This window comes from Streptomyces sp. NPDC091271, assembly GCF_044757505.1.
Classification (GTDB): domain Bacteria; phylum Actinomycetota; class Actinomycetes; order Streptomycetales; family Streptomycetaceae; genus Streptomyces.
Genome location: NZ_JBIVVD010000006.1, coordinates 516,292 through 536,920 on the forward strand (window position 1 = coordinate 516,292; position 20,629 = coordinate 536,920).

Consider the following 20,629-nt stretch of genomic DNA (forward strand, 5'->3'; position numbering starts at 1 on the left):
CGGGCCCGGCCCTCAGTAGCCGCGGCGGGTGTCCACGGCCAGGGCCGGTGTGCGCCCCTCGGCGACCGCCTGCCAGCAGGTCCCGAAGTCGGCGACGACGTCCTCGTCGGCCGTGATGCCGGCCGAGTGCGACGTGATCACCGTGCGCGGCAGCCGCCAGGCGCGGTCGCCGGGAGCCGCGGGCTCGTCGGGCAGCACGTCGAGTACGGCGCGGCCGACCTCCCCGCCGTGCAGCGCGGCCTCCAGCGCCGCCATGTCGACCGTCGCGCCCCGGCCCACGTTGACGAAGGTGGCGCCCCGCATCGCGGTGAACCTGGCGGCGTCGAAGAAGCGCTCGGTGGCATCGGTCAGGGGCAGGGCCGACACCACCCACCTGGCCTCCGCGAGCGCCGCCGTCTCCTCCTCCGAGCCGGCCAGGACCACCCGGTCGAAGCCCGCGGGGGCGGCTCGGGGGGTGCGGCCCACGCCCACCGTGCGTACGGAGCAGGCGCGCAGCAGGCCGGCGACGGCGGAGCCGATGCGACCGGTGCCGTGGATGACGGCGGTCCGCCCGGCGGCGAGCTCGGACGGGAGGCGGCGCCACTCGGACCTGGAGTGCTGCGCGGTGTGCTCCGGGACGGACTGGCACTCGGCGAGCACCCAGGCCAGCGTGTACTGGGCGATCCGCTCGCCCATCCGTCCCACCGTCCGTGTCAGCAGGGCCCCTTCGGGCCAGGGCCCGGCGGCGAGCAGCGCGTCCGTACCGGCGTTGACGCTGTGGAACCACAACAGGCCGGGGACCCGCAGCGCCTCGGGCAGCACGTCCCCCACGTACACGAAGGGGACGTCGGGCGCGGTGGCGTACACCGGCACGGCCGGCCGGCCGGTGATCCGTTCCAGCTCACGGACCACGGCCGGTCCGACGGACGGGGAGGTCAGCAGCCGTGCCCGCGCGAGCGGGTCCGGGTGGGGCGGGGGCATCGGTCAGCCGCCGCCGGCCAGGTGTGCGGGGAAGCCGCCGGTGGCGACCGGGCTCCAGCGCTCCGGAGTGATCCGGATGATGGACTTCCCCTGCTTGATCATCGCCGCCCGGTACTCGTCCCAGTCCGGATGCTCGCCGGAGATGTTGCGGAAGTACTCGACGAGGGGCTCGACCGATTCCGGTGAGTCGATCACCTCGGCCGAGCCGTCGACCTGGACCCAGGGTCCGTTCCACTCGTCCGACAGGACGATCACGCTGACCCGCTCGTCCCGCTTGGCGTTACGGGTCTTGGCCCGTTCGGGGTAGGTCGAGACGACGATCCGCCCCGCGTCGTCCACGCCGCAGGTGAGCGGGGAGCCCTGGGGGCGGCCGTCGGACCGGGTGGTCAGCAGGATCGCCCGGTGCCGGGGCCGCACGAAGTCCAGCAGTTCCTCGAGTTCCACGGCGGTGTTGGTCGCGATGTTGGGTGCCATACGGCCAACCCTAGGGCCTTCGGGCCGTCTTATCCCGGGAGGGAGTCACCCTGGACCGCCTGGATGTCGAGCTCCACGCGCAGGGTCGTGCCGATCGCGGAGATGCCCGCCTGCAGCACCTGGTTGTAGTTCATGGCGAAGTCGTCGCGGCGCAGCTCCGCCGTGGCGTGGAAGGCCGCCCGCACCCCGCCCCACGGGTCGGGCCCGGTGCCCAGGTAGCTGAGGTCGAGGTCCACGTCGCGCGCGATGCCGTGCATCGTGAGCAGACCGTGGACCGTCCAGCGGTCGGGCCCGGCCGGGGTCAGCGCACGGGAGCGGTAGGTGAGCTCCGGGAACGTCTCCACGTCCAGGAAGTCCGCCGAACGCAGGTGCTTGTCCCGCATGGCGTTGCCCGTGTCGATGCTGCTGGAGGCGATGAAGGCCTCCACCCGGGAGTTCTGGACGTTCTCGCTGATCTCGATACGGCCGCCGAACTCGGTGAACCGGCCGTGCACGCTGGAGATCCCCAGGTGCTGTGCGACCGCGGCCACCGAGGAGTGCACCGGGTCCAGGGACCAGATGCCCGGAGGCGGCAGTTCCACGCCGCCCTGCCGGGCCAGCACCACGGTGCCGGCCTCGACGCGGCCGCTGGCCGTGACGAGCGCGGTGGACGCGGCGGGGGCGTAACCCACCGCCGTGACGATCACCGTGTACGCGCCTGCCTGGAGGAGATCGTCGGTGCGGACGGCCCCGTTCTCGTCGGCGGCGGCCCGGAGCACCTGGGTGCCCGTCATGTCGGTCACCGTCACGACCGCGTGCTGGACCGCCCAGCCGTCCCGCGTACGTACCTGTGCGCGAAGTCCCATCCCGTGTTCTCTCCTTGCTCAAATCACTCGTGAAGCAGCGACTCAATGAGTCGGGCCCCGGGGCGGGATCAGCAGGCCGTCCCCTGCCTGCCGTTCCCGCCACGGGGCCCATTTCCACCGGCGGCCACAGCCTCTCCGCTCGAAGTGCTGTCCCGCCAGGGGTCTTTGCGGATCTTTCCTTCTTACTCGCCCGGGTGGGCGAGCTCGATGTCGTGACCGTCGACTCCGCTGCCGCTCACGGTCAGCGAGCCCGCCACCGGCGGGTAGCCGGTCGCGATCACGGAGTACTCACCGGCGTCCAGGTCGGTGAAGGCGTACACGCCGTCCTCCCCGGTCGTCGAGGTGGCGACCACGTTGCCGGCCGCGTCGACCAGCGTGACCCGGGCGTCGTTCAGCGGTGCCCGGCGGGAGCCGGCCTTGACGACACCTCGCACCAGCGCGCCGGACCGCAGGGCCACGTCGACCCGGGTGACACCCTGGCCACCGACCTCCACCGGCAGGGCCAGCGGACGGAAGCCCGCGGCCGTGACGGCGACGGTCACCGAGCCGGGGATCAGCTCACCGAAGGTGAACTCACCCGCGTCGCCCGAGATGCCCGTGGCCAGCACGTCGCCGCGCACGTCGGTGACGACGACCATGGCGCCGTTGACCGGGGTACCGCCCTCGGCGGTCCGTACGGTCCCGGAGAGACCGCTCGTCCCGGCGAGCAGGATGTCGTAGGCCAGCGGCTCCTCGCCGACGACCACGGTGGAGGCCTGCGGCTGGAAGCCGTCGGCGGAGGCGATCAGGACGTACGAGCCGGAGGCCGGAGCGTCCAGGACGTAGCCGCCGTCGGCCTGGGCGACGGAGCGCCCCAGCTGCCGGCCGCCCAGCGAGATCAGTGTGACGGCGGCACGGGCCACGGGTGCGCCCTCGGCGCCCCGCACCACACCGCGTACGGGCGTTCCCTGAATGGTCAGCTCCTTCGTGGCAGCCGTCTCCTCCAGAACGTCGACCGAGGTGCCCCCGGCCGTTCCCTCGGCGATCAGCTTGGTGTCGGTGGTGGGGGTCTCGACGGACTCCGTCGCGGCGGCCCCGTCGGCGGGGGTGTCGTTGCCCGCCCTGGTCTTCAGGGCGACCTCCTTGATGAAGAGGGTCAGGAGGAAGGCGACCAGCGCGGCGGGCGCGGCGAACAGGAAGACGTCGGCGACACCGTGGCCGTAGGCGACCTCCATGACCGTACGGAGCGGGGCGGGGAGCGCGTCCAGGTCGGGGATGCCCCCGCCGCCGGTTCCGCCGTGGCCCAGTGCGGCGCCCTCGGGGCCGAGGTCGGCGAGGCCGTCCTTGACGTAGTGGGTGACGCGGTTGCCCAGGACGGCACCCAGCGCCGAGACGCCGATCGCACCACCGAGGGAACGGAAGAACGTCACGACGGAGCTGGCCGCGCCCAGGTCGGCGGGGGCCACCTGGTTCTGCGTGGCGAGCACCAGGTTCTGCATCATCATGCCGATGCCGAGACCCATGACGAACATGAAGATCGCGATCTGCCAGTACTCGGTGTCGTACCGGATGGTGCCCAGCAGCCCGAGACCCGCGGTGAGCAGGAAGCCACCGGTGACCAGCCAGGCCTTCCAGCGGCCGGTCTTGGTGATGATCTGGCCCGACAGGGTCGAGGAGAGGAAGAGCCCGGCGATCATCGGGATCGTCATGACACCGGACATCGTCGGCGACTTGTCCCGTGCCAGCTGGAAGTACTGGCTGAAGAAGACGGTGCCCGCGAACATCCCGATACCGACGAACAGCGAGGCCGCGGAGGCCAGCGTGATGGTGCGGTTACGGAAGAGGCGCAGCGGGATGATCGGCTCGCGGGCCTTGGACTCGATGAACAGGAACAGCGCGATGAGGACGACGGTGCCGCCCAGCATCGTCCAGGTCTGCCAGGAGACCCAGTCGTACTTGTCGCCCGCGAAGGTCACCCAGAGCAGCAGCAGCGAGACCGCGGCGCTGATGAAGAACGCGCCGGACCAGTCGATCTTGACGCCCTCGCGCTTGATCACGGGGAGCTTCAGGGTCTTCTGGAGCACGATCAGGGCGATGACCGCGAACGGCACACCCACGTAGAAGCACCAGCGCCAGCCCATCCAGCTGGTGTCGGTGATGACACCGCCGAGGAGCGGGCCACCGACGGTGGCGACGGCGAAGACCGCGCCGAGGTAGCCGCTGTAGCGCCCACGCTCGCGCGGGGAGATCATCGCGGCCATCACGATCTGGGCGAGGGCGGAGAGACCGCCGACGCCGATGCCCTGCACCACGCGGCAGGTGATGAGCATGCCGCTGCTGGTCGACAGACCGGCGACTATGGAGCCGCCCACGTAGATGAGCAGGGCGATCTGGACCAGCAGCTTCTTGCTGAACAGGTCCGCGAGCTTGCCCCACAGCGGGGTGGTGGCCGTCATGGCCAGCAGCGAGGCCGTCACGACCCAGGTGTAGGCGCTCTGGCCGCCACCGAGGTCGGAGATGATCTCGGGCAGGGCGTTGGAAACGACCGTCGACGACAGAATCGCGACGAACATGCCGAGCAGCAGCCCGGTCAGCGCTTCCATGATCTGCCGGTGTGTCATCGGCGTGCCAGCGGGGGCTTCTGCAGCCCCGTGCTTGGCGTGGCCGCCCCGCACACCGGGTGGTGTGGTCGTAGCCATTGAATTCCTTGTCTTTGCTTCTGTTACACGGGTGTACGGGTATGCGAATCGTCGGAGTGCCCGGTGCGGCAGTCGCCGCTGTGCCGTCCGGGGGCGCACCCTCCGGAGCCGCGGCAGGAGAAGCTGTCGCGCAGCCGGGACAACAACGTGTTCAGCTGACCGACCTCTTCGTCGGACCAGTCGATGAGGTTGTGGGCGAACATCTCAGTTGTCCGCCGGCCCAGCTCGTCGATCAGTTCGTCGCCCGCGGGGGTCAGCCGCAGGATGCGGGACCGCTTGTCCGCCGGGTCCGGAAACCGTTCGACCCAGCCGTTCTCCACCGTGTGAGTCACATGTCGGCTGGTCACCGACATGTTCACGGCCAGGAGCTCGGCAAGCCGGGAGATCCGCATCTCGCCGTACTGGGCCAGCAGTGTCAGCACGGCGGCCGCGCCACCGGGACACTCCGCGGGCAGGATGCGGGCGACGCCCCGCTTGACGGCTCCTACGGCGCTGAGCTGCCGGGCCAGTTCTTCGTACTGGCTCCGTGCTGCCACCGGCCCTCCAGGCGTCTTGCGGGAACATCTTGTTGCTTAGGGCAACGATAGAAGCAGTTGGTTGCCGCAGGCAAACGAAATGGGCCTTGCAGAAGTAAAGGAACGCAAAAGGCTGCGTAGGGGCCCGGTCAAGCGTGCAGCGCACAGGGGGTGGGCCGCGCCGGATGTGTCCCTCGTCACTGCCCCGGGGCCGGGAGGGGGCGCGTGGAGGCGGTGCGGAGCGCTCCGGCGGACGGGTGAAGGGGTCGTGTGGACGGAGGGAGAGCATCGTCCCCCGTGGACCCGGGGGTTGGGCGGAAGGCCTGCGTTCGCTAGGGTCCTGGGCCATGGCACACAACCCGCACGCCCCGCAGCCGGGCCCCGAGGGCACTCACGACCCGGCGGGCAGCACGCAGATGTTCCGCGCCTTCGTCGACGAGGGCGAGCCGCAGCGCGGGCCGCAGCCCGCAGCGACCTCGTCCGGCTCGAAGACCGGGGTGATCGTGGCCGTCGTCGCGGTCATCGTCGTCCTCGGCGCGGTCGCCTGGCTCGCGCTCGGCTGACCACCCGTCCCCTTCATCCGGCCCGTCGCCCCTCTCCGGGGCCCATGCGCCGGCCAGGCGTCCCCGCCGTCCTTCCGCACCGCTCCCGCTCCGCACGTCGGCGCGGGAGCGTCTGCGTTGCCGGTGCGGCCCGGGGAACGTCCGAGATGCCCGCGGCGCGGGAGGCCCGGACACGGCGAGGCCGCCGGGGCGGCGTGCGTGGTGCCCCGGCGGCCGGTGAGCCGCTCCGTACGGACCCGTCAGGGGTCAGTCGGCGATGAGCCCCTCCCTGAGCTGGGTGAGCGTCCGGGTCAGCAGCCGGGAGACGTGCATCTGCGAGATGCCGACCTCCTCGCCGATCTGCGACTGGGTCATGTTGGCGAAGAAGCGCAGCATGATGATCTGCCGCTCGCGCGGGGCGAGCTTGGCCAGCAGCGGCTTCAGGGACTCGCGGTACTCGACGCCCTCCAGCGCCGCGTCCTCGTATCCGAGGCGGTCCGCCAGCGAGCCCTCGCCGCCGTCGTCCTCGGGTGACGGTGAGTCCAGGGAGGAGGCCGTGTAGGCGTTGCCCACGGCCAGGCCGTCGACCACGTCCTCCTCGGAGACCCCGAGCGCCTTGGCCAGCTCCGGCACCGTCGGCGAGCGGTCGAGCTTCTGGGCGAGCTCGTCGCTGGTCTTGGTGAGGGCGAGCCGCAGCTCCTGGAGCCGGCGCGGCACCCGCACCGACCACGAGGTGTCGCGGAAGAAGCGCTTGATCTCCCCCACGACGGTCGGCATCGCGAATGTGGGGAATTCCACGCCCCGTTCGCAGTCGAAGCGGTCGATCGCCTTGATCAGGCCGATCGTCCCGACCTGGACGATGTCCTCCATGGGTTCGTTACGGCTCCGGAACCGTGCCGCCGCGTACCGCACGAGCGGGAGGTTGAGCTCGATGAGTGTGTCCCGCACATAGGCCCGCTCAGGGCTGTCGGTTCCGTCGGGGCCCGAGGCGGGACCCAGCGCGGCTAGCCGCAGGAACAGGGAGCGGGACAGGGTGCGGGTGTCGATGGCTTCCGGCGAGCTGGTGAGCACGGCTGGTGCCGGCACGCTCTTCGTGAGCGTGAGCACCTTCGAGCTGCCCTGTTCTGCGGACATGCCACCCCCTTGAGGTCGCGGACGGTCGCGGTGGCCACGACCATCGGAGGAACGCAGCCTCCACCTGAATACCGGAGGTAGGGCTGCGGCAAACGCGGTTCCAGCAGAATGTCACATGTCGGCAACACGCTGTAGTGACTTGTCGACAAGTCAGCGCCGAAACTGCGCAGGAAACAGGGGGTGTGCGGCTTTTACGCCCCCGGATACGGCCCTCCAGGGGTCTACCCGTTCCGGTTACGCTTCGATCCTGTTTGCGGATCGCAGTCGGGCGAAACTTCTGGCCAGAAGCCTTGACACATGCATCTGGGAGACTCCCAGTTCGGCGCTGATCTGTGACTGCGTCAGGTTGTTGTAGTAGCGCAGCAGCAGGATCCGTTGTTCGCGCTCGGGCAGCTGGACGAGCAGGTGCCGGACCAGGTCGCGGTGTTCGACCCCGGCCAGCGCCGGGTCCTCGTAGCCGAGGCGGTCCAGGAGCCCGGGCAGCCCGTCACCTTCCTGGGCGGCCTCCAGTGAGGTCGCGTGGTAGGAGCGGCCCGCCTCGATGCAGGCGAGGACCTCGTCCTCGGAGATCTTCAGGTGCTCGGCGATCTCGGCGGTGGTCGGTGAGCGGCCGTGAGCGGTCGTCAGGTCCTCCGTCGCGCCGGTGACCTGGACCCAGAGCTCGTGCAGTCGCCGGGGCACGTGCACGGTCCGCACGTTGTCCCTGAAGTAGCGCTTGATCTCGCCGACCACGGTGGGCATGGCGAACGTGGGGAACTGGACGCCGCGTTCCGGGTCGAAGCGGTCGATGGCGTTGATCAGGCCGATGGTGCCGACCTGGACGACGTCCTCCATCGGCTCGTTGCGGCTGCGGAAGCGGGCCGCCGCGTACCGCACCAGAGGCAGGTTCGCCTCGATCAGCGCGGTGCGCACCCTGTGGTGCTCCGGGGTGCCGGGTTCGAGGTCCTTGAGCCGCCCGAACAGCACCTGGGTCAGCGCTCTGGTGTCCGCGCCCCGGGTTCTCGCGGGTGTGGTGGGGTCGGGGGTCTCGGTCTGGATGTCGTCCGTCTGGACGTTCTGGGGCGGGACTTGAGGCGCTGTACTGGCCGGCACGGTGTCGCCACCCCTTTGCGGTCAACTACGGTCAACTCATCCGTCAAAAGCGGTCATAGCATCACAAGACATGTCCACTGTGTGCAAGCACCGCATAGAGTCGTGTTGAGGGTGTTTTGGTTTAAACATGCCGAAAAGCCCCTCTCCTGTAGGGGAGGGGCCGGCGGGACCGGAGATCCGAAAGGGTCAGAAGGGGTAGTCGGCGATCACCCAAGTGGCGAAAGCGCGCCACTGGCCGGCCGCGGCCTGGTGCTCGGGGTGCTCGACGTACCGCTTGAGTGCGTCCTCGTCAGCGACCGCCGAATTGATGGCGAAGTCGTACGCGATCGGCCGGTCGGTGATGTTCCAGGCGCACTCCCAGAACTGCAGCTCGGGGATCTTCCCGCCGAGCTCCCGGAAGGCCTCCGCACCGGCGACGACCCGCGGGTCGTCCCGCTCGACGCCGTCGTTCAGCTTGAACAGGACCAGGTGGCGGATCATGGTGGCTCTCCTACTTCACGAGCTCGGACATGAAGTCTCCGACGCTCTGCGCGGCGCTGGAAATGCCCTCGAACCCTATTTGAACGAGGTCGGCGCTCCGCTCGGGAGAGGTGATGATCGTGTACAGCACGAAGACCACAATCATGTAGAGCGCGATCTTCCTCGCTTGCACCACAGTCCCGCCCCTCCCCTTCGATCACCTGTGCAGTCGCGTGAGTCTAGCCGCACGTCCGGGCGAATCCGCTGGCCGTTTCCGATCACTGATGAGGCTTTTAGGGTCGAAGGACCCGTCGATTCGGGCCCTTTGTCGGCGGGCGCGGCTTACGGCAGGGAGGAGGATGGGGTGTGGGCCCGCAGCACCTGCAGGAATGCGCGGGCCGAGGAACGGGACCTCCACGAGGTCCCCACCGCGTGACTTCCCCCCGACCGCGGCGAGGGCCTACGGTCCCCGTTCTCACCGGGGGAAGCGGCTTGTCCCCCCGATGCCGCTTCCCCCGACCTGACGCCCGAAGGGCCCGGCGCATCGCGCCGGGCCCTTCGTGTCGTCCGCCGTAGAGGTCAGTCCTTCTTCAGACCGACCGAGCCGGGGGCGGTGTCCTGGACGCCGGAGTCCGCACCGTCCCGGGGAGCCGGGACGGTGGTCGCGGCGGCCTCCTCGGCGGCGAGGCGTTCCATACCGCTCGTCGTCTTGAGGGGCTTCTCCTTGATGAAGAGCACCGAGAGCAGGGCGAGGAAGGCGAACGGGGTGGCGATGAGGAAGAGGTCACCGGTCGCGACGCCGTACGCGTGCTCGACGATCTGCTTGATCGGCTCGGGCAGCGTGGTCATGTCGGGCACGGCGCTGCTGTGTCCGCCGCCGGTCGCGGGGAGCCCGCTGTCCGCGAGGCCCTTGGTCATCTCGCCGGCCACCCGGTTGGCGAGGATCGCGCCGAGCACGCTGGTGCCGATGGTGCCGCCGAGGCTGCGGAAGAAGGAGAGCACGGAGGTCGCGGCGCCCAGTTCGTGCGCGGGCACGTCGTTCTGCGCGGCGAGCACGAGGTTCTGCATCAGCATGCCGACGCCGATTCCCATGAGCGCCATGTAGAGGCTGAGCAGGCCGAAGTGCGTGTCGGCGTCGATGGTCGAGAGCAGTCCGAGGCCGGCCATCATGACGACGGAGCCCGAGACGAGGTAGATCTTCCACTTGCCGGTCGCGGAGATGATCTGTCCGGCGACGGTCGAGGAGACCAGCAGACCACCGATCATCGGGAGGCTCATGAGCCCCGCCACGGTCGGGGACTTGCCCAGCGAGATCTGGAAGTACTGGGACAGGAAGACGGTCCCGGCGAACATCGCGACACCGACGAAGAAGCTCGCCAGGGTCGTGAGTGACACCGTGCGGTTGCGGAAGATGTCCAGCGGGATGACCGGCTCCGCGGCCCTCCGCTCTACGAAGACCGCCGCCACCAGGAGCACCACGCCGGTGATCACCAGCGCGGCCGTCTGCCAGGACGCCCAGTCGAAGCTGTTGCCCGCGAGGGACGTCCAGATCAGCAGCGCGCAGACGCCGGCCACGATCAGGAAGGCGCCCAGCCAGTCGATGCGGACCTTGCGGCGTACGGTCGGCAGCTTCAGGGTGCGCTGGAGCAGCACGATCCCGGCCAGTGCGAACGGCACACCGATGAAGAAGCACCAGCGCCAGCCGAGCCACGAGGTGTCCACGAGGACCCCGCCGATCAGCGGGCCCGCGACCGTGCCCACGGCGAAGACCGCGCCGAAGATGCCCGCGTACTTGCCGAGCCGGCGCGGCGGGATGACGGCGGCCATGACGATCTGGGCCAGCGCCGTCAGACCACCGGCGCCGATGCCCTGGATGACGCGGCTGATGATCAGGGTGACGACGTCCTGCGAGAAGCCGGCCACCAGGGAGCCGACCACGAACAGGCCGAGCGAGAGCTGGAGCAGCAGCTTCTGGTTGAACAGGTCGGCGAGCTTGCCCCACAGCGGCACGGTGGCCGTCATGGCGAGCAGCTCGGAGGTCACGACCCAGGTGTACGAGGACTGGCTCGCACCGAGGTCGGCGATGATCCGAGGCAGGGCGTTGGCGACGACCGTGCCCGCGAGGATGGCGACGAACATGCCCGCCATCAGGCCGGACATCGCCTGCAGTATCTGCTTGTTGGTCATGGAGGTGGGCGCCTGCTCAGGCGCCTCGGTTGCGGTCACGGTGTCCTTCTTCGGTACTTGAGCAGAACAGGTCGGTGGTGCGCGGGACTTCGGCCGCGGCGTGCGGGGCTACGCCGAGGGACGGGGGAGGCCCTGCGCCAGCTGGGCGAAGACGTCCTGGAAGATCTCGGCCAAGACGGTCTCGCCGGGGTGGTCGCACCAGTCCTCGATGGCGACGCGCAAGGCGGTCTGGGTGACGGCTGCGAGGAGCCGGGGGAAGACGGTGGGCCCGGGCGGCCCGCCCGCGCCGCCGCGGGTGGCGTCGAGCCAGTCCGCGATGGCGGCGGCGAGGGCCTTCTCCTCCGCCACGTGGGCCTTCAGGCCGCGGTGGATGAGGTGGGGCGACCGCTGGAGCACCTTGGACTGGAGGGCCCACAGCTCCTGGCTGGCCTCGAACCCGTCGAGTTCGGCGACGAGGGCGTCGCGTACGACGTCGAGCGGGGGCCTTTCGGCGGGGGCGCGGCGCACGGACTCCCTGATGCGCTCACCCACCTCGTCGTCGACCAGGACGAACGCGTCGTCGTGGCTGGGGAAGTAGTTGAAGAACGTCCTGGGTGAGACGCCGGCGGCCTCGCTGATGGCCTCGACGGTGACGTTCTCGACGCCGTGCTCCGCGGCGAGTCGCACGGCAGCCTCGGCGATGGCCCTGCGCGTGGCCTGCTTCTTGCGCTCCCGCAGCCCGGGTCCGGATGTCGTCGTCTTCGGCACAACGTGCATAGTAGGCAAAGATGCACATCCTGCAAAATTATTTGCGGAGTGATTCCGGAGCCCCGTCGATGTGCCGAGTAAGGGCTCCCGCCCGCCCGGTTGCCGGTCGGCCCCGAATGGGCGCCCGGGTGCCAGGCCCGTTCCCCCGATGGGGCAAGGGCGTTCGCCGCCTCCACGGCCCCGGAGCCGGGCGGAGGGCAGGGGGCGACGCGGATCGTGCGTTGCGTAAGAGATGAATATGCCTACATATGGTGATTACGCCGCCACCGAGGGTTACTTGCCGGTGGTGTGCGTCGCGTCGGTCGGGCATCCGGCACACGCCGGGTGCCCTTCAACTACTCAGAAGGAGTGAGTGTGAGCACTCGCTTTGGCGTGACCCGGAGGAAAGCCCTCACGGTCACAGCACTGGCCGCGATCGTCGCCTCGACCCTCTCGGGAGCATCCGCTGTCGCGGACGGGAACGGCGGGGACCGCGAGCGCGGCTCGGATCACTGGGGCGTGATCACCCGCAACACGATCGGCTCCCCCGTCGCCGATCTGCGGAACGGCCCGTTCGGCTCGTTCGGTGTGACGGGCCCCTCCGCCAGTCCGCCCTACGGACGGGGCAGCCTGGGGATCGAGGTGGCGGACGATTCCACCTCTCTGACCCCCTCCAGCGAGAAGATCGACTTCGGCAACGAGGTCGACTTCTTCGGCGATCCGGTGCAGGGCTTGCGGAGGGCCGGCTTCCACGTCTTCCAGACCGGGGAGAACGTGTCCTACGGAGGCCCCGAGAACATGCCGAACATCAGGTTCGAGATCGATCCGAACCTGGCCGCGCTCCCGAACGACAACTACTCCACGATGGTGTGGGTGCCGGAGGCCGCCCCGGTGACGAACCGGTGGAGCGGCTTCATCGACGCCACCTCGACCGGCTACTGGTACCTCACGGGCAACGAGGTCCCCGCCTGCAACCAGGCCGCGGAGTGTTCCCTCGAGGAGCTGAAGGACGCGCTCGACGACGGCGGCGCGGGAGCGACCATCCACACGGCCGCGGTGGGCAAGGGGCGCGACCACATGTGGATCGGCGCGGTCGACGGCCTCCGCGTCAACCAGAACATCTACGACTTCGAGACCGGCGGAGTCAGGACACGACGGGCCGGCTGACGCGGCCGACCGGCACGGAACGCAGTGAAGGGACCGACCCAGACGGGCCGGTCCCTTCATCTACCTGCGGTAGCGGAGGGATTTGAACCCTCGGTGAGTTTCCCCACACTCGCTTTCGAGGCGAGCTCCTTCGGCCGCTCGGACACGCTACCGAGAGAGAGCTTAGACCATGCCGGGGCCTGGTTCGAAATCCGATTCCCGGGCGACGGGCCGGAGCGCCCGGGAGGCGGCCTCAGCGCTCCCGGAAGAACGCTGTCAGCAGGTCCGCGCAGCGGTCCTCCAGGACACCGTGGATCACCTCGGGGCGGTGGTTGAGCCTGCGGTCGCGTACGACGTCCCAGAGCGAACCCACGGCGCCGGCCTTCTCGTCCCGCGCCCCGTAGACCACGCGGGCGATGCGGGACTGGACGAGCGCGCCCGCGCACATCGTGCAGGGCTCCAGGGTGACGACCAGCGTGCAGCCGGTGAGCCGCCAGGAGCCGAGAGCGGTGGCGCCCCGGCGCAGGGCGAGCACCTCGGCGTGCGCCGTCGGGTCGACGGCCGCCTCGCGCTCGTTGTGGCCGGTGGCGAGCAGGGCGCCGTCCGGACCCAGGAGAACGGCGCCGACCGGCACATCGCCGGCCGACGCCGCCTGCGCGGCCTCGTCCAGGGCTTGGCGCATGGATGCCTGCCACGGACCCCTCACGGGATCGGGGGGAGGCGGTGAGGAGGGGGTGGGTGGTGGTGCGTTCACCCGCGGACCCTAACGGACGGCCTCCAGGACGTCGGACGCTCCCAGCGCGTCGGCGATCTCGGCCAGCGCGTCGGTGCGCAGGGTCAGCAGATCCTTCTCGGACAGGCCCAGGTCGGCGAGGATTCCGAGATCGCCGAGCGGACCCGCCGGTACGGCGTCGGGGTCCTCCTGGTCCAGGTCGGGTTCGGTGACGGCGCTGCCGGTGCCGTCGGCGTCGGACAGGGGGTCGTCCGGCTCGCCGTCCTCCGTACCGTCGAGGTCGACGAGCTCCTCGAGTGCGGCGATCTCGTCCTCGGCCCCCGGTTCACGGCCGAGCAGTTCATCGGTGAGCAGGATCTCCCCGTACGAGGAGCGGGCGGCGGCGGACGCGTCCGAGATGTAGATACGGGGGTCCTCCTCACCGTCCACCCGGACGACGCCGAACCAGGCGTCCTCCTGCTCGATGTAGACGAGGACCGTGTCCTCGTCCACCGAGGCCTCACGGGCCAGATCCGTCAGGTCGGACAGGGTTTCCACATCGTCGAGCTCTGTATCGCTCGCTTCCCACCCGTCTTCGGTGCGCGCGAGCAGTGCGGCGAAGTACACCGTGACTCTCCCACTGGTCATAGGTGAATCGGTCCGACGGGAGGGCAGACGGTCATCCGGCTGCTCTGGGCCCCGCCCAATCGGCATCGTGGCAGAAACGAGCGCGATGCGAGACCTCTTCGACCGTTGCGTCGGCCATCAGTTGTTCCGAGTGCGCGTCCGCCGGCGGTGCTCCCGTGGCTCCTGTGGGTGCGGTCCGGCCGCTCCGGCGACCGTCCTCACCAGCGGAACGTACGCATCCGCATCTGTTGGCGCATACGGGCCGCACGGGCGCGGCGCGGCTGGACCCGGTCGCGGAGCTGTTTCGCCTCGTGGAGCTCGCGGAGGAACTGCGCCCTGCGCCTCCGGCGTGCCGCGTCACTCTCCTGCGCGTCCGGCACGTTCTCCTGCGCGTCGGGCAGGTCGCGCGCGTCGCGTCCGGCCTGCCGCTGATTCCACTGCTCCCCGTCGGGCAATCGACACACCACCCCAAGCCTGGGTCCGTATGCCCCCACCTTCCCCCCGAACAGGTGCTTGATGCCAGCGCGGACCGGCGGGAGCCCGTCCGGGGCCCGGTTACTGTTGACGGCATGCGGATCCACGTCGTCGACCACCCGCTGGTGGCGCACAAACTCACCACGCTGCGCGACAAGCGCACCGACTCCCCGACCTTCCGGCGGCTCGCCGACGAGCTGGTCACCCTCCTCGCGTACGAGGCCACCAGGGATGTGCGGACCGAGCAGGTCGACATCGAGACCCCGGTGACGCCCACGACCGGTGTGAAGCTGTCGCATCCGCGCCCTCTGGTCGTCCCGATCCTGCGCGCCGGTCTCGGCATGCTGGACGGCATGGTGCGCCTGCTCCCGACGGCCGAGGTCGGCTTCCTGGGCATGATCCGCAACGAGGAGACGCTCCAGGCGGAGACGTACGCCACGCGGATGCCCGAGGACCTCTCCGGCCGTCAGGTCTATGTCCTGGACCCGATGCTGGCCACCGGCGGCACGCTCGTCGCGGCCATCCGGGAGCTCATCAAGCGCGGTGCGGACGACGTCACCGCCGTCGTGCTGCTCGCGGCGCCCGAGGGCGTCGAGGTGATGGAGCGCGAGCTGGCCGGCACGCCGGTCACCGTGGTCACGGCCTCGGTCGACGAGCGGCTCAACGAGCACGGCTACATCGTGCCCGGCCTCGGCGACGCCGGGGACCGGATGTACGGCACCGCGGGCTGACCCGCCCGGTTCCGGACGGCCGGTCCGGAGCCGGACGCCTCAGCAGGGGGAGGGCGCCGGGGCGGGCGCGGTGAGGGCCGTGAGGGCCGTCGCCGCCGCCGCGGGCGTGCTGAACGCCTTGAACTTCGTGCCGATGATCAGATCGATGTCCGCCGTCTTGCGGGTGTCGGTCTTCTGCGCGGCCCCCGGCAACTGTGTGGCGAGCACCGGGAACGAGCCGTTCATGGCCTTCGGGCCGCCGAGCAGCATTCCGGTGCCGGGAACCTTCTTGTCGTACGCGGCCGGTGCGTTGTCCACCTTGCCGATGGCGAAGCCGCGCTTCTTGAGCTCGTCGGCGGCGGCCTTGGCCAGTCCGCTGCGGGGCGTCGCGTTGTAGATGTTGACCTTGATGGCGGCCGGCTTCGGGAGCACCTTCGCGGGCGTCGAGGCGCTCGGGGAGGGGCAGGCCTTCGGCCGGTCGGCGGCGTTGGCCTGTCCGTCGCCACCGGTGAAGACGTCGATGACCTGGAGCGTGCCCCAGCCGGCGAGGCCGAGGGCCACCACGGCGGCGGTCACCGAAAGGACCAGCTTGCGGCGATGGCGGGGGCGGCGCATGCGGGGGTACGTGTTACCCGTGATGCGGTACTTTCCGCCCATGCCGGGAGGGGTGAGCATGCTCATGGGCGCAGCGTAGTGCGACCTGGTGATGATGCCTACTAAACGATCAACCTATGGCACCCGTACGAGCATAAAAGCACCCGAAAGGCCCGAAATGCGCCATGGGTGGGAGTGGCGGGCTCAGCCCATTTCGAGCACGCGGGCGTGGAGCACCTGGCGCTGCTGCAGAGCGGCGCGCACGGCGCGGTGCAGCCCGTCCTCGAGGTAGAGGTCGCCCTGCCACTTCACGACGTGGGCGAACAGGTCGCCGTAGAACGTGGAGTCCTCGGCGAGCAGGGTCTCGAGGTCCAGCTGGCCCTTGGTGGTCACCAGCTGGTCCAGGCGGACCGGACGCGGCGCGACATCCGCCCACTGTCGGGTGCTTTCCCGGCCGTGGTCGGGATATGGCCGCCCATTTCCGATGCGCTTGAAGATCACACGGAAAGCCTACCGGGCAAGGGGCTCCGGGCGCAGCCAGCGAACACGACTGTAATGCCGGTCATAACGGTATGAAGCTGCCCGAAACGGCTCACCTTCTGTGATGTTTGTGAGGCATGTTTGTGAGCGTGCCCCGGTGGCCGGGCGGTGACGGCCCGGTGACGCACCGGGGCGGGCGGCCCGGCGTCGTGTGCTACTCGGTGACGCCGTGAGCGTGCCCCTCGCGCAGGCCGCCGCCGCCGCGCTCCTCGCCGGTGGCGGACGCGGCCGGTGCCGGACGGTCGAGGGAGCTCAGATCGTGGGCGTAGGTGCCGACCGCGTGGGCGATCACGTCGATGTTGGTGTCGAAGTGCTCCATGTCGATGTTTCCCAGGTCGTCGCAGGCCGCGTGGTAGCAGGGGTCGTACGCGGCCCCGGCCGTCCCGCCGTACGTCTCGGCCTGGGCGGCCGTCTTGATGCCCTCGGCGCCCGTGTCCGTACCACCGGACGGGATGCCGACCTCGATGAACGGCCCGTAGTCGGAGCGTCCGCTGAAGTCCGTGCCGGTGTGCGGCTTGCCCTCGCTGTCCAGGAACGCGTTGATGTCGCGCTCCAGTTGGGCGGACCCCTCGGGGCCCGGGCCCTGGCCCACCCCGTCCGAGTCGTCGCCGTCGAAGACGAACTGCGCGCCGTTCGGCGAGGCGATCATGTCGAAGTTGAGGTAGAGCGCGATCTTCTCGCGCTGTGCCTCGGAGAGCTTCACGACATACGCCTCCGAGCCCAGCAGGCCGTTCTCCTCCGCCGACCACCAGGCGAACCGCACCTTGTTGGCGGGCGGCCGGTGGGACTCCGCCAGTGTCAGGGCGACTTCGAGGAGCCCCGCCGATCCGGACGCGTTGTCGTTGATGCCGGGGCCGTCGGTGACCGAGTCGAGGTGTGCGCCGAGCATGACCGTCCTCGCGGCGTTCCCGCCGGGGGTCTCGGCGACGACGTTGCGGGTGACGCGGTCCTCCCGGAACTCACGGATCTCCAGGGAGACCTGCACCTCGCCCTTCGCCACCTCCGCGACCAGCTTCTTCCCCTCGTCCTGGGTGATTCCGCCGGTGGGGATCTTCCCCGCCTCCACACCGCCCAGGGTGCCGGAGAGGGCGCCTTCGGTGTTGTTGTAGATCACCGCACCGTCCGCGCCCGCCGCCGCTGCCGCCGCCTGCTTCTCGGCGAAGGAGCAGCCGCCCCGCTCGATGAGGGCGATCTTGCCGTTGAAGCCGCCCGACGCGTAGTCGGCCGCCTCACAGCCGGTGGTGGCGTCGGAGGGGACGGCGGCGAGGGCCGCCTTGATGCCGCCCTCCGCGGTGGAGGCGGTGTACGTCATCGCCCTGACCGAGAGGTCACGCGGCGTGGGGGTGACCACGGAGAGCTTCTCGGCGAGCGTCTCGGTGTAGACGAAGTCGAACGCCTGGTAGCCGACCTTGTAACCGGCCTTCCGGAGCAGCTGGTGGACGTAGGCGGCGGAGGCGTCGTAACCGGGTGAGCCGGCCGCGCGGTGGCCGTCCGACGACTCGGCCACGGCCTGGAAGCGCTCCAGGTGGCGGTACGCGTCGTCGGCGGACGCGTCCCGGACCAGCCGCCGCGAGAGCTCCGCGGCCTCGTCGGCCGGGTCCTGCGACGCGGACACGGCGGCCGGGTCCTGCGACGCGGACACGGCGGCCGGTGGCGCCTGACCGTGGACCGGTGACGCGGCGAGGAGAAGGGGTGTGGCCAGGGCGGCGGCGGCCACGACCGCCATGGCTCTGCGACGTGTGGTGCGCACTGGAGTCCTTCCGGTGTGGACGGTCGGGGGGCGGGCGTCCGCGGTCACCTGGTCCGCCCCGCCCTGGCCGCCGCCTTCGCCTGCTGCTTGAACGCCCGCACCTCGGCGAGCGAGTCAGGGCCGGTGATGTCGGCCACCGAACGGTGCGAGCCCTCCTCGCCGTACGCCCCCGCGGCCTCCCGCCAGCCCGTCGGACGTACGTCGAACTGTTTGCCCAGCAGCGCCAGGAAGATCTGCGCCTTCTGGGTGCCGAACCCGGGCAGCGCGTTGAGCCGTTTCAGCAGCTCGGCCCCGGTGGCGGCATCCGCCCAGACCGCCTCCGCCCGCCCGTCGTACTCGGTCACCAGGAACTGGCAGAGCTGCTGGACCCGCTTGGCCATGGAGCCCGGATAGCGGTGCAGCGCCGGTTTCGTGGTGAACAGCTCGGTGAAGGCGTCCGGGTCGTACGCGGCGATCTTCCGGGCGTCCAGATCGTCCGACCCCATCCGCTGTGCCAGCGTGAACGGGCCGGTGAACGCCCATTCCATCGGTACCTGCTGGTCCAGCAGCATGCCGACGAGGGCGGCCAGCGGGCTGCGGCCCAGCAGCTCGTCCGCGTCGGGCTCCTGGGCGATCCGCACCGTGCGGGCCTTGCCGTTGTCGCTCTTGGTCATGTATTCGATGATCGCGAGAGTGACCGGGATCGGCGACTCGGTGTGCGACGGTGCCGGGGCCTCGGCTACCCGGCGCTCCCGTCGACCGGCGGCAGCAGCCGGGCCGCGCGGAGGCGCAGATAGCGGGCCTCGGGTGCGCTGAGCGTGCGGTCGGCCGCCCTCAGATAGGCGGCGCGTGCCGCCTCCGGGTCTCCGGCCCTCTCCAGCAGGTGCGCCCGTACGGCGTCCAGCCGGTGGTGTCCCGCCAGCCGGTCCTCCAGAGCGGTCAGCGCCGCCAGACCGGCCCGGGGCCCCCTGACCATGGCGAGAGCCACCGCCCGGCTGAGCTCCGCCATCGGGTCGGGGGCGCCCTGGACGAGGAGGTCGTACAGGGCGAGGATCTGCGGCCAGTCGGTGTCCTCGGCGCGGGCCGCCTCGTCGTGCAGCGCCGCGATCGCGGCCTGCAGCTGGTACGCCCCGGCCGGGGCCTGGGACAGTGCCTCCTCCACCAGGGCGGTGCCCTCGCCGACGGCCGCTCCGTCCCACCGGGTGCGGTCCTGCTCGTCGAGCGGGATCAGCTCACCGTGCGGTCCGCTGCGGGCGGCACTGCGGGCCTCGGTGAGCAGCATCAGGGCCAGCAGTCCGGTCACCCGCCCGTCGTGGGGCAGGAGACCGCGCACGGCACGGGTCAGCCGGATCGCCTCCCGGGCCAGGTCGGGGCGGTGGAGCTCGCGACCGGACGTCGCGGTGTACCCCTCGTTGAAGATCAGGTAGAGCACCTGGAGCACGGCGGCCAGGCGGAGGTCGTGGTCGGCGGGGCCCGGCTGCCGGAACGGCACCCCGCGCACCTTCTGCTTGGCCCGGCTGATCCTCTGGGCCATCGTCGCCTCGGTCACCAGATGGGCCCGGGCGATCTCGGCCGTCGTCAGGCCGCCCACGGCACGCAGGGTCAGTGCGATCTGGGCGGCGGGGGACAGCGCGGGGTGGCAGCAGAGGAAGAGCAGGGTGAGGGTGTCGTCGGCGGCCGGGGCGCAGCTCTCCCCGGGCGGCGGGGCCGTGAACGCGTCGCGGGGAGTGAGCGCGGCGGCCCTCTCCTCACGCCGCTGCCGCGCGGAGTCGCTGCGCAGCTGGTCCGTCAGCCGCCGTGACGCGATCCTGATCAGCCAGCCGCGCGGATTGTCGGGCAGCCCGTGGGCCGGCCACAGCCGGGAGGCGGCGAACATCGCTTCCTGTACGGCGTCCTCCGCCGTGTCGAAGTGGCCGTAGCGGCGAACGAGCGCGCCGAGGACCTGCGGCGCGTGGTGGCGCAGCAGGTCCTCGATGCCGGTCGGCCTTTCGTTCACACGGCTCCCGCCCGGAGCACGGGCGCCCTGTTCAGGAGGCGCCCGGGTCCCCGCCTTCGTCGATGGGACGGATCAGCACCGGGTAGACGGGCGCGCCCTCCGGCTGCGGGCACTCCTGGATGCGCGCGGCGATCTCGGTGACCCTCTCCAGACTCGCGCAGTCGAGCACCCAGTACCCGGCGAGCTGCTCCTTGGTCTCCCCGTAGGGGCCGTCCGTGATCACCGGCCGGCCGTCCGCGCCCGGGAGCACCGAGCGGGTCCTGGCGGGTTCGGTCAGCCCCTGGCCGTCGACCATCTCCCCGGACTCGGCCAGGTCGTTGTTGAGGCTTCCCATGAAGGCGAACATCGCCTGCACGTCCTCCTTGCTCCAGGCCGGGCTCCCGGCCGTCGGCTTGCCGTTCATGGCGTCGTAGTCGGCCTGCGAACCCTGAACCATCACGAGGTACTTCATGGTGTCGCTCCTCGGCTTCTCGGTCGCCGCCCCTTGTG

Annotated in this window: 23 protein-coding genes and 1 tRNA gene; 3 read left to right on the forward strand and 21 right to left on the reverse strand. The window is 70.5% G+C overall.

Annotated features, from left to right (window positions below):
* Positions 1-12 precede the first annotated feature (12 nt).
* The 5 genes from ACIQM3_RS26435 to ACIQM3_RS26455 form a co-directional block, all read right to left on the reverse strand.
* Positions 13-960: an NAD(P)-dependent oxidoreductase gene (locus tag ACIQM3_RS26435; protein ID WP_401628135.1), complete on the reverse strand. Its 948-nt coding sequence runs from the start codon at positions 958-960 to the stop codon at positions 13-15.
* Between the two features lie 3 nt (positions 961-963).
* Entirely contained in the window at positions 964-1,434 is a 471-nt protein-coding gene (locus tag ACIQM3_RS26440; protein WP_401628137.1) for a PPOX class F420-dependent oxidoreductase, read from the reverse strand.
* Between the two features lie 29 nt (positions 1,435-1,463).
* Positions 1,464-2,279: a YceI family protein gene (locus ACIQM3_RS26445; RefSeq protein WP_401628139.1), complete on the reverse strand. Its 816-nt coding sequence runs from the start codon at positions 2,277-2,279 to the stop codon at positions 1,464-1,466.
* A 182-nt stretch (positions 2,280-2,461) separates the two neighbouring features.
* Positions 2,462-4,957 (reverse strand): MFS transporter, encoded by a 2,496-nt coding sequence (locus ACIQM3_RS26450; protein ID WP_401628140.1) that lies wholly within the window; start codon positions 4,955-4,957, stop codon positions 2,462-2,464.
* A gap of 23 nt (positions 4,958-4,980) precedes the next feature.
* Positions 4,981-5,493: a MarR family winged helix-turn-helix transcriptional regulator gene (locus ACIQM3_RS26455; protein ID WP_401628141.1), complete on the reverse strand. Its 513-nt coding sequence runs from the start codon at positions 5,491-5,493 to the stop codon at positions 4,981-4,983.
* A gap of 326 nt (positions 5,494-5,819) precedes the next feature.
* Here ACIQM3_RS26455 and ACIQM3_RS26460 point away from each other — a divergent pair, with 326 nt between their 5' ends.
* Positions 5,820-6,035: a hypothetical protein gene (locus ACIQM3_RS26460; protein ID WP_361579392.1), complete on the forward strand. Its 216-nt coding sequence runs from the start codon at positions 5,820-5,822 to the stop codon at positions 6,033-6,035.
* 246 nt (positions 6,036-6,281) lie between these two features.
* On the opposite strand, the gene ACIQM3_RS26465 is transcribed toward ACIQM3_RS26460, so the two are convergent.
* The 6 genes from ACIQM3_RS26465 to ACIQM3_RS26490 form a co-directional block, all read right to left on the reverse strand.
* Entirely contained in the window at positions 6,282-7,148 is an 867-nt protein-coding gene (locus ACIQM3_RS26465; protein WP_073750853.1) for an RNA polymerase sigma factor SigF, read from the reverse strand.
* A 234-nt stretch (positions 7,149-7,382) separates the two neighbouring features.
* Entirely contained in the window at positions 7,383-8,240 is an 858-nt protein-coding gene (locus ACIQM3_RS26470; RefSeq protein WP_401628143.1) for an RNA polymerase sigma factor SigF, read from the reverse strand.
* A 186-nt stretch (positions 8,241-8,426) separates the two neighbouring features.
* Positions 8,427-8,720 carry a Dabb family protein gene (locus ACIQM3_RS26475; protein WP_104787561.1) on the reverse strand — a complete coding sequence of 98 codons (294 nt, stop codon included), beginning with the start codon at positions 8,718-8,720 and terminating at the stop codon, positions 8,427-8,429.
* A gap of 10 nt (positions 8,721-8,730) precedes the next feature.
* A complete protein-coding gene (locus ACIQM3_RS26480) occupies positions 8,731-8,895 on the reverse strand; it encodes a hypothetical protein (protein WP_356708869.1) in 165 nt (54 codons plus the stop codon).
* A gap of 383 nt (positions 8,896-9,278) precedes the next feature.
* Positions 9,279-10,886, reverse strand: a complete 1,608-nt coding sequence (locus ACIQM3_RS26485; protein WP_401628387.1) for an MDR family MFS transporter — start codon at positions 10,884-10,886, stop codon at positions 9,279-9,281.
* A gap of 108 nt (positions 10,887-10,994) precedes the next feature.
* Positions 10,995-11,642 (reverse strand): TetR family transcriptional regulator, encoded by a 648-nt coding sequence (locus tag ACIQM3_RS26490; RefSeq protein ID WP_401628146.1) that lies wholly within the window; start codon positions 11,640-11,642, stop codon positions 10,995-10,997.
* 345 nt (positions 11,643-11,987) lie between these two features.
* Here ACIQM3_RS26490 and ACIQM3_RS26495 point away from each other — a divergent pair, with 345 nt between their 5' ends.
* On the forward strand, positions 11,988-12,779 hold the full coding sequence (locus ACIQM3_RS26495; protein WP_401628147.1) for a hypothetical protein: 792 nt from the start codon (positions 11,988-11,990) through the stop codon (positions 12,777-12,779).
* A 67-nt stretch (positions 12,780-12,846) separates the two neighbouring features.
* Here ACIQM3_RS26495 and ACIQM3_RS26500 read toward each other — a convergent pair.
* From ACIQM3_RS26500 to ACIQM3_RS26515, 4 genes are all read right to left on the reverse strand, one after another.
* Positions 12,847-12,931 (reverse strand) — tRNA-Ser (locus ACIQM3_RS26500).
* Between the two features lie 80 nt (positions 12,932-13,011).
* A complete protein-coding gene (tadA, locus tag ACIQM3_RS26505; RefSeq protein ID WP_401628148.1) occupies positions 13,012-13,440 on the reverse strand; it encodes a tRNA adenosine(34) deaminase TadA in 429 nt (142 codons plus the stop codon).
* A gap of 81 nt (positions 13,441-13,521) precedes the next feature.
* Positions 13,522-14,097 (reverse strand): hypothetical protein, encoded by a 576-nt coding sequence (locus ACIQM3_RS26510; RefSeq protein ID WP_401628390.1) that lies wholly within the window; start codon positions 14,095-14,097, stop codon positions 13,522-13,524.
* Positions 14,098-14,315: 218 nt separating this feature from the next.
* Positions 14,316-14,552 (reverse strand): hypothetical protein, encoded by a 237-nt coding sequence (locus ACIQM3_RS26515; RefSeq protein ID WP_401628150.1) that lies wholly within the window; start codon positions 14,550-14,552, stop codon positions 14,316-14,318.
* A 114-nt stretch (positions 14,553-14,666) separates the two neighbouring features.
* Between ACIQM3_RS26515 and upp the strand changes: the two genes are divergently transcribed.
* Positions 14,667-15,302 (forward strand): uracil phosphoribosyltransferase, encoded by a 636-nt coding sequence (gene upp, locus ACIQM3_RS26520; protein ID WP_325748007.1) that lies wholly within the window; start codon positions 14,667-14,669, stop codon positions 15,300-15,302.
* Positions 15,303-15,341: 39 nt separating this feature from the next.
* Here the strand turns inward: upp and ACIQM3_RS26525 are convergent, their stop codons facing one another.
* The 6 genes from ACIQM3_RS26525 to ACIQM3_RS26550 form a co-directional block, all read right to left on the reverse strand.
* The gene (locus ACIQM3_RS26525) at positions 15,342-15,938 is read right to left on the reverse strand and encodes a LytR C-terminal domain-containing protein (RefSeq protein WP_401628392.1); all 597 of its coding nucleotides are present in this window, start codon (positions 15,936-15,938) and stop codon (positions 15,342-15,344) included.
* A gap of 141 nt (positions 15,939-16,079) precedes the next feature.
* On the reverse strand, positions 16,080-16,376 hold the full coding sequence (locus ACIQM3_RS26530; RefSeq protein ID WP_014155093.1) for a type II toxin-antitoxin system VapB family antitoxin: 297 nt from the start codon (positions 16,374-16,376) through the stop codon (positions 16,080-16,082).
* 193 nt (positions 16,377-16,569) lie between these two features.
* Positions 16,570-18,141, reverse strand: a complete 1,572-nt coding sequence (locus ACIQM3_RS26535) for a M28 family metallopeptidase (RefSeq protein WP_401628395.1) — start codon at positions 18,139-18,141, stop codon at positions 16,570-16,572.
* Between the two features lie 68 nt (positions 18,142-18,209).
* Positions 18,210-18,818, reverse strand: a complete 609-nt coding sequence (locus ACIQM3_RS26540; protein WP_401628152.1) for an HhH-GPD-type base excision DNA repair protein — start codon at positions 18,816-18,818, stop codon at positions 18,210-18,212.
* A 65-nt stretch (positions 18,819-18,883) separates the two neighbouring features.
* The gene (locus ACIQM3_RS26545) at positions 18,884-20,140 is read right to left on the reverse strand and encodes an RNA polymerase sigma factor (RefSeq protein ID WP_401628154.1); all 1,257 of its coding nucleotides are present in this window, start codon (positions 20,138-20,140) and stop codon (positions 18,884-18,886) included.
* Positions 20,141-20,171: 31 nt separating this feature from the next.
* Positions 20,172-20,591, reverse strand: coding sequence for a YciI family protein (locus ACIQM3_RS26550; RefSeq protein ID WP_401628155.1), 420 nt, complete (start codon positions 20,589-20,591; stop codon positions 20,172-20,174).
* Between the last annotated feature and the right edge of the window lie 38 nt (positions 20,592-20,629).

Coding starts and splice junctions, on each gene's coding strand:
- ACIQM3_RS26550 (WP_401628155.1), bottom strand. CDS start 20,591: ATGAAGTACCTCGTGATGGTTCAGGGTTCGCAGGCCGACTACGACGCC.
- ACIQM3_RS26540 (WP_401628152.1), bottom strand. CDS start 18,818: ATGACCAAGAGCGACAACGGCAAGGCCCGCACGGTGCGGATCGCCCAG.
- ACIQM3_RS26475 (WP_104787561.1), bottom strand. CDS start 8,720: ATGATCCGCCACCTGGTCCTGTTCAAGCTGAACGACGGCGTCGAGCGG.
- ACIQM3_RS26525 (WP_401628392.1), bottom strand. CDS start 15,938: ATGGGCGGAAAGTACCGCATCACGGGTAACACGTACCCCCGCATGCGC.
- ACIQM3_RS26450 (WP_401628140.1), bottom strand. CDS start 4,957: ATGGCTACGACCACACCACCCGGTGTGCGGGGCGGCCACGCCAAGCAC.
- ACIQM3_RS26535 (WP_401628395.1), bottom strand. CDS start 18,141: ATGGCGGTCGTGGCCGCCGCCGCCCTGGCCACACCCCTTCTCCTCGCC.
- ACIQM3_RS26460 (WP_361579392.1), top strand. CDS start 5,820: ATGGCACACAACCCGCACGCCCCGCAGCCGGGCCCCGAGGGCACTCAC.
- ACIQM3_RS26485 (WP_401628387.1), bottom strand. CDS start 10,886: ATGACCAACAAGCAGATACTGCAGGCGATGTCCGGCCTGATGGCGGGC.
- ACIQM3_RS26490 (WP_401628146.1), bottom strand. CDS start 11,642: ATGCACGTTGTGCCGAAGACGACGACATCCGGACCCGGGCTGCGGGAG.
- upp (WP_325748007.1), top strand. CDS start 14,667: ATGCGGATCCACGTCGTCGACCACCCGCTGGTGGCGCACAAACTCACC.
- ACIQM3_RS26465 (WP_073750853.1), bottom strand. CDS start 7,148: ATGTCCGCAGAACAGGGCAGCTCGAAGGTGCTCACGCTCACGAAGAGC.
- ACIQM3_RS26445 (WP_401628139.1), bottom strand. CDS start 2,279: ATGGGACTTCGCGCACAGGTACGTACGCGGGACGGCTGGGCGGTCCAG.
- ACIQM3_RS26440 (WP_401628137.1), bottom strand. CDS start 1,434: ATGGCACCCAACATCGCGACCAACACCGCCGTGGAACTCGAGGAACTG.
- tadA (WP_401628148.1), bottom strand. CDS start 13,440: ATGCGCCAAGCCCTGGACGAGGCCGCGCAGGCGGCGTCGGCCGGCGAT.
- ACIQM3_RS26435 (WP_401628135.1), bottom strand. CDS start 960: ATGCCCCCGCCCCACCCGGACCCGCTCGCGCGGGCACGGCTGCTGACC.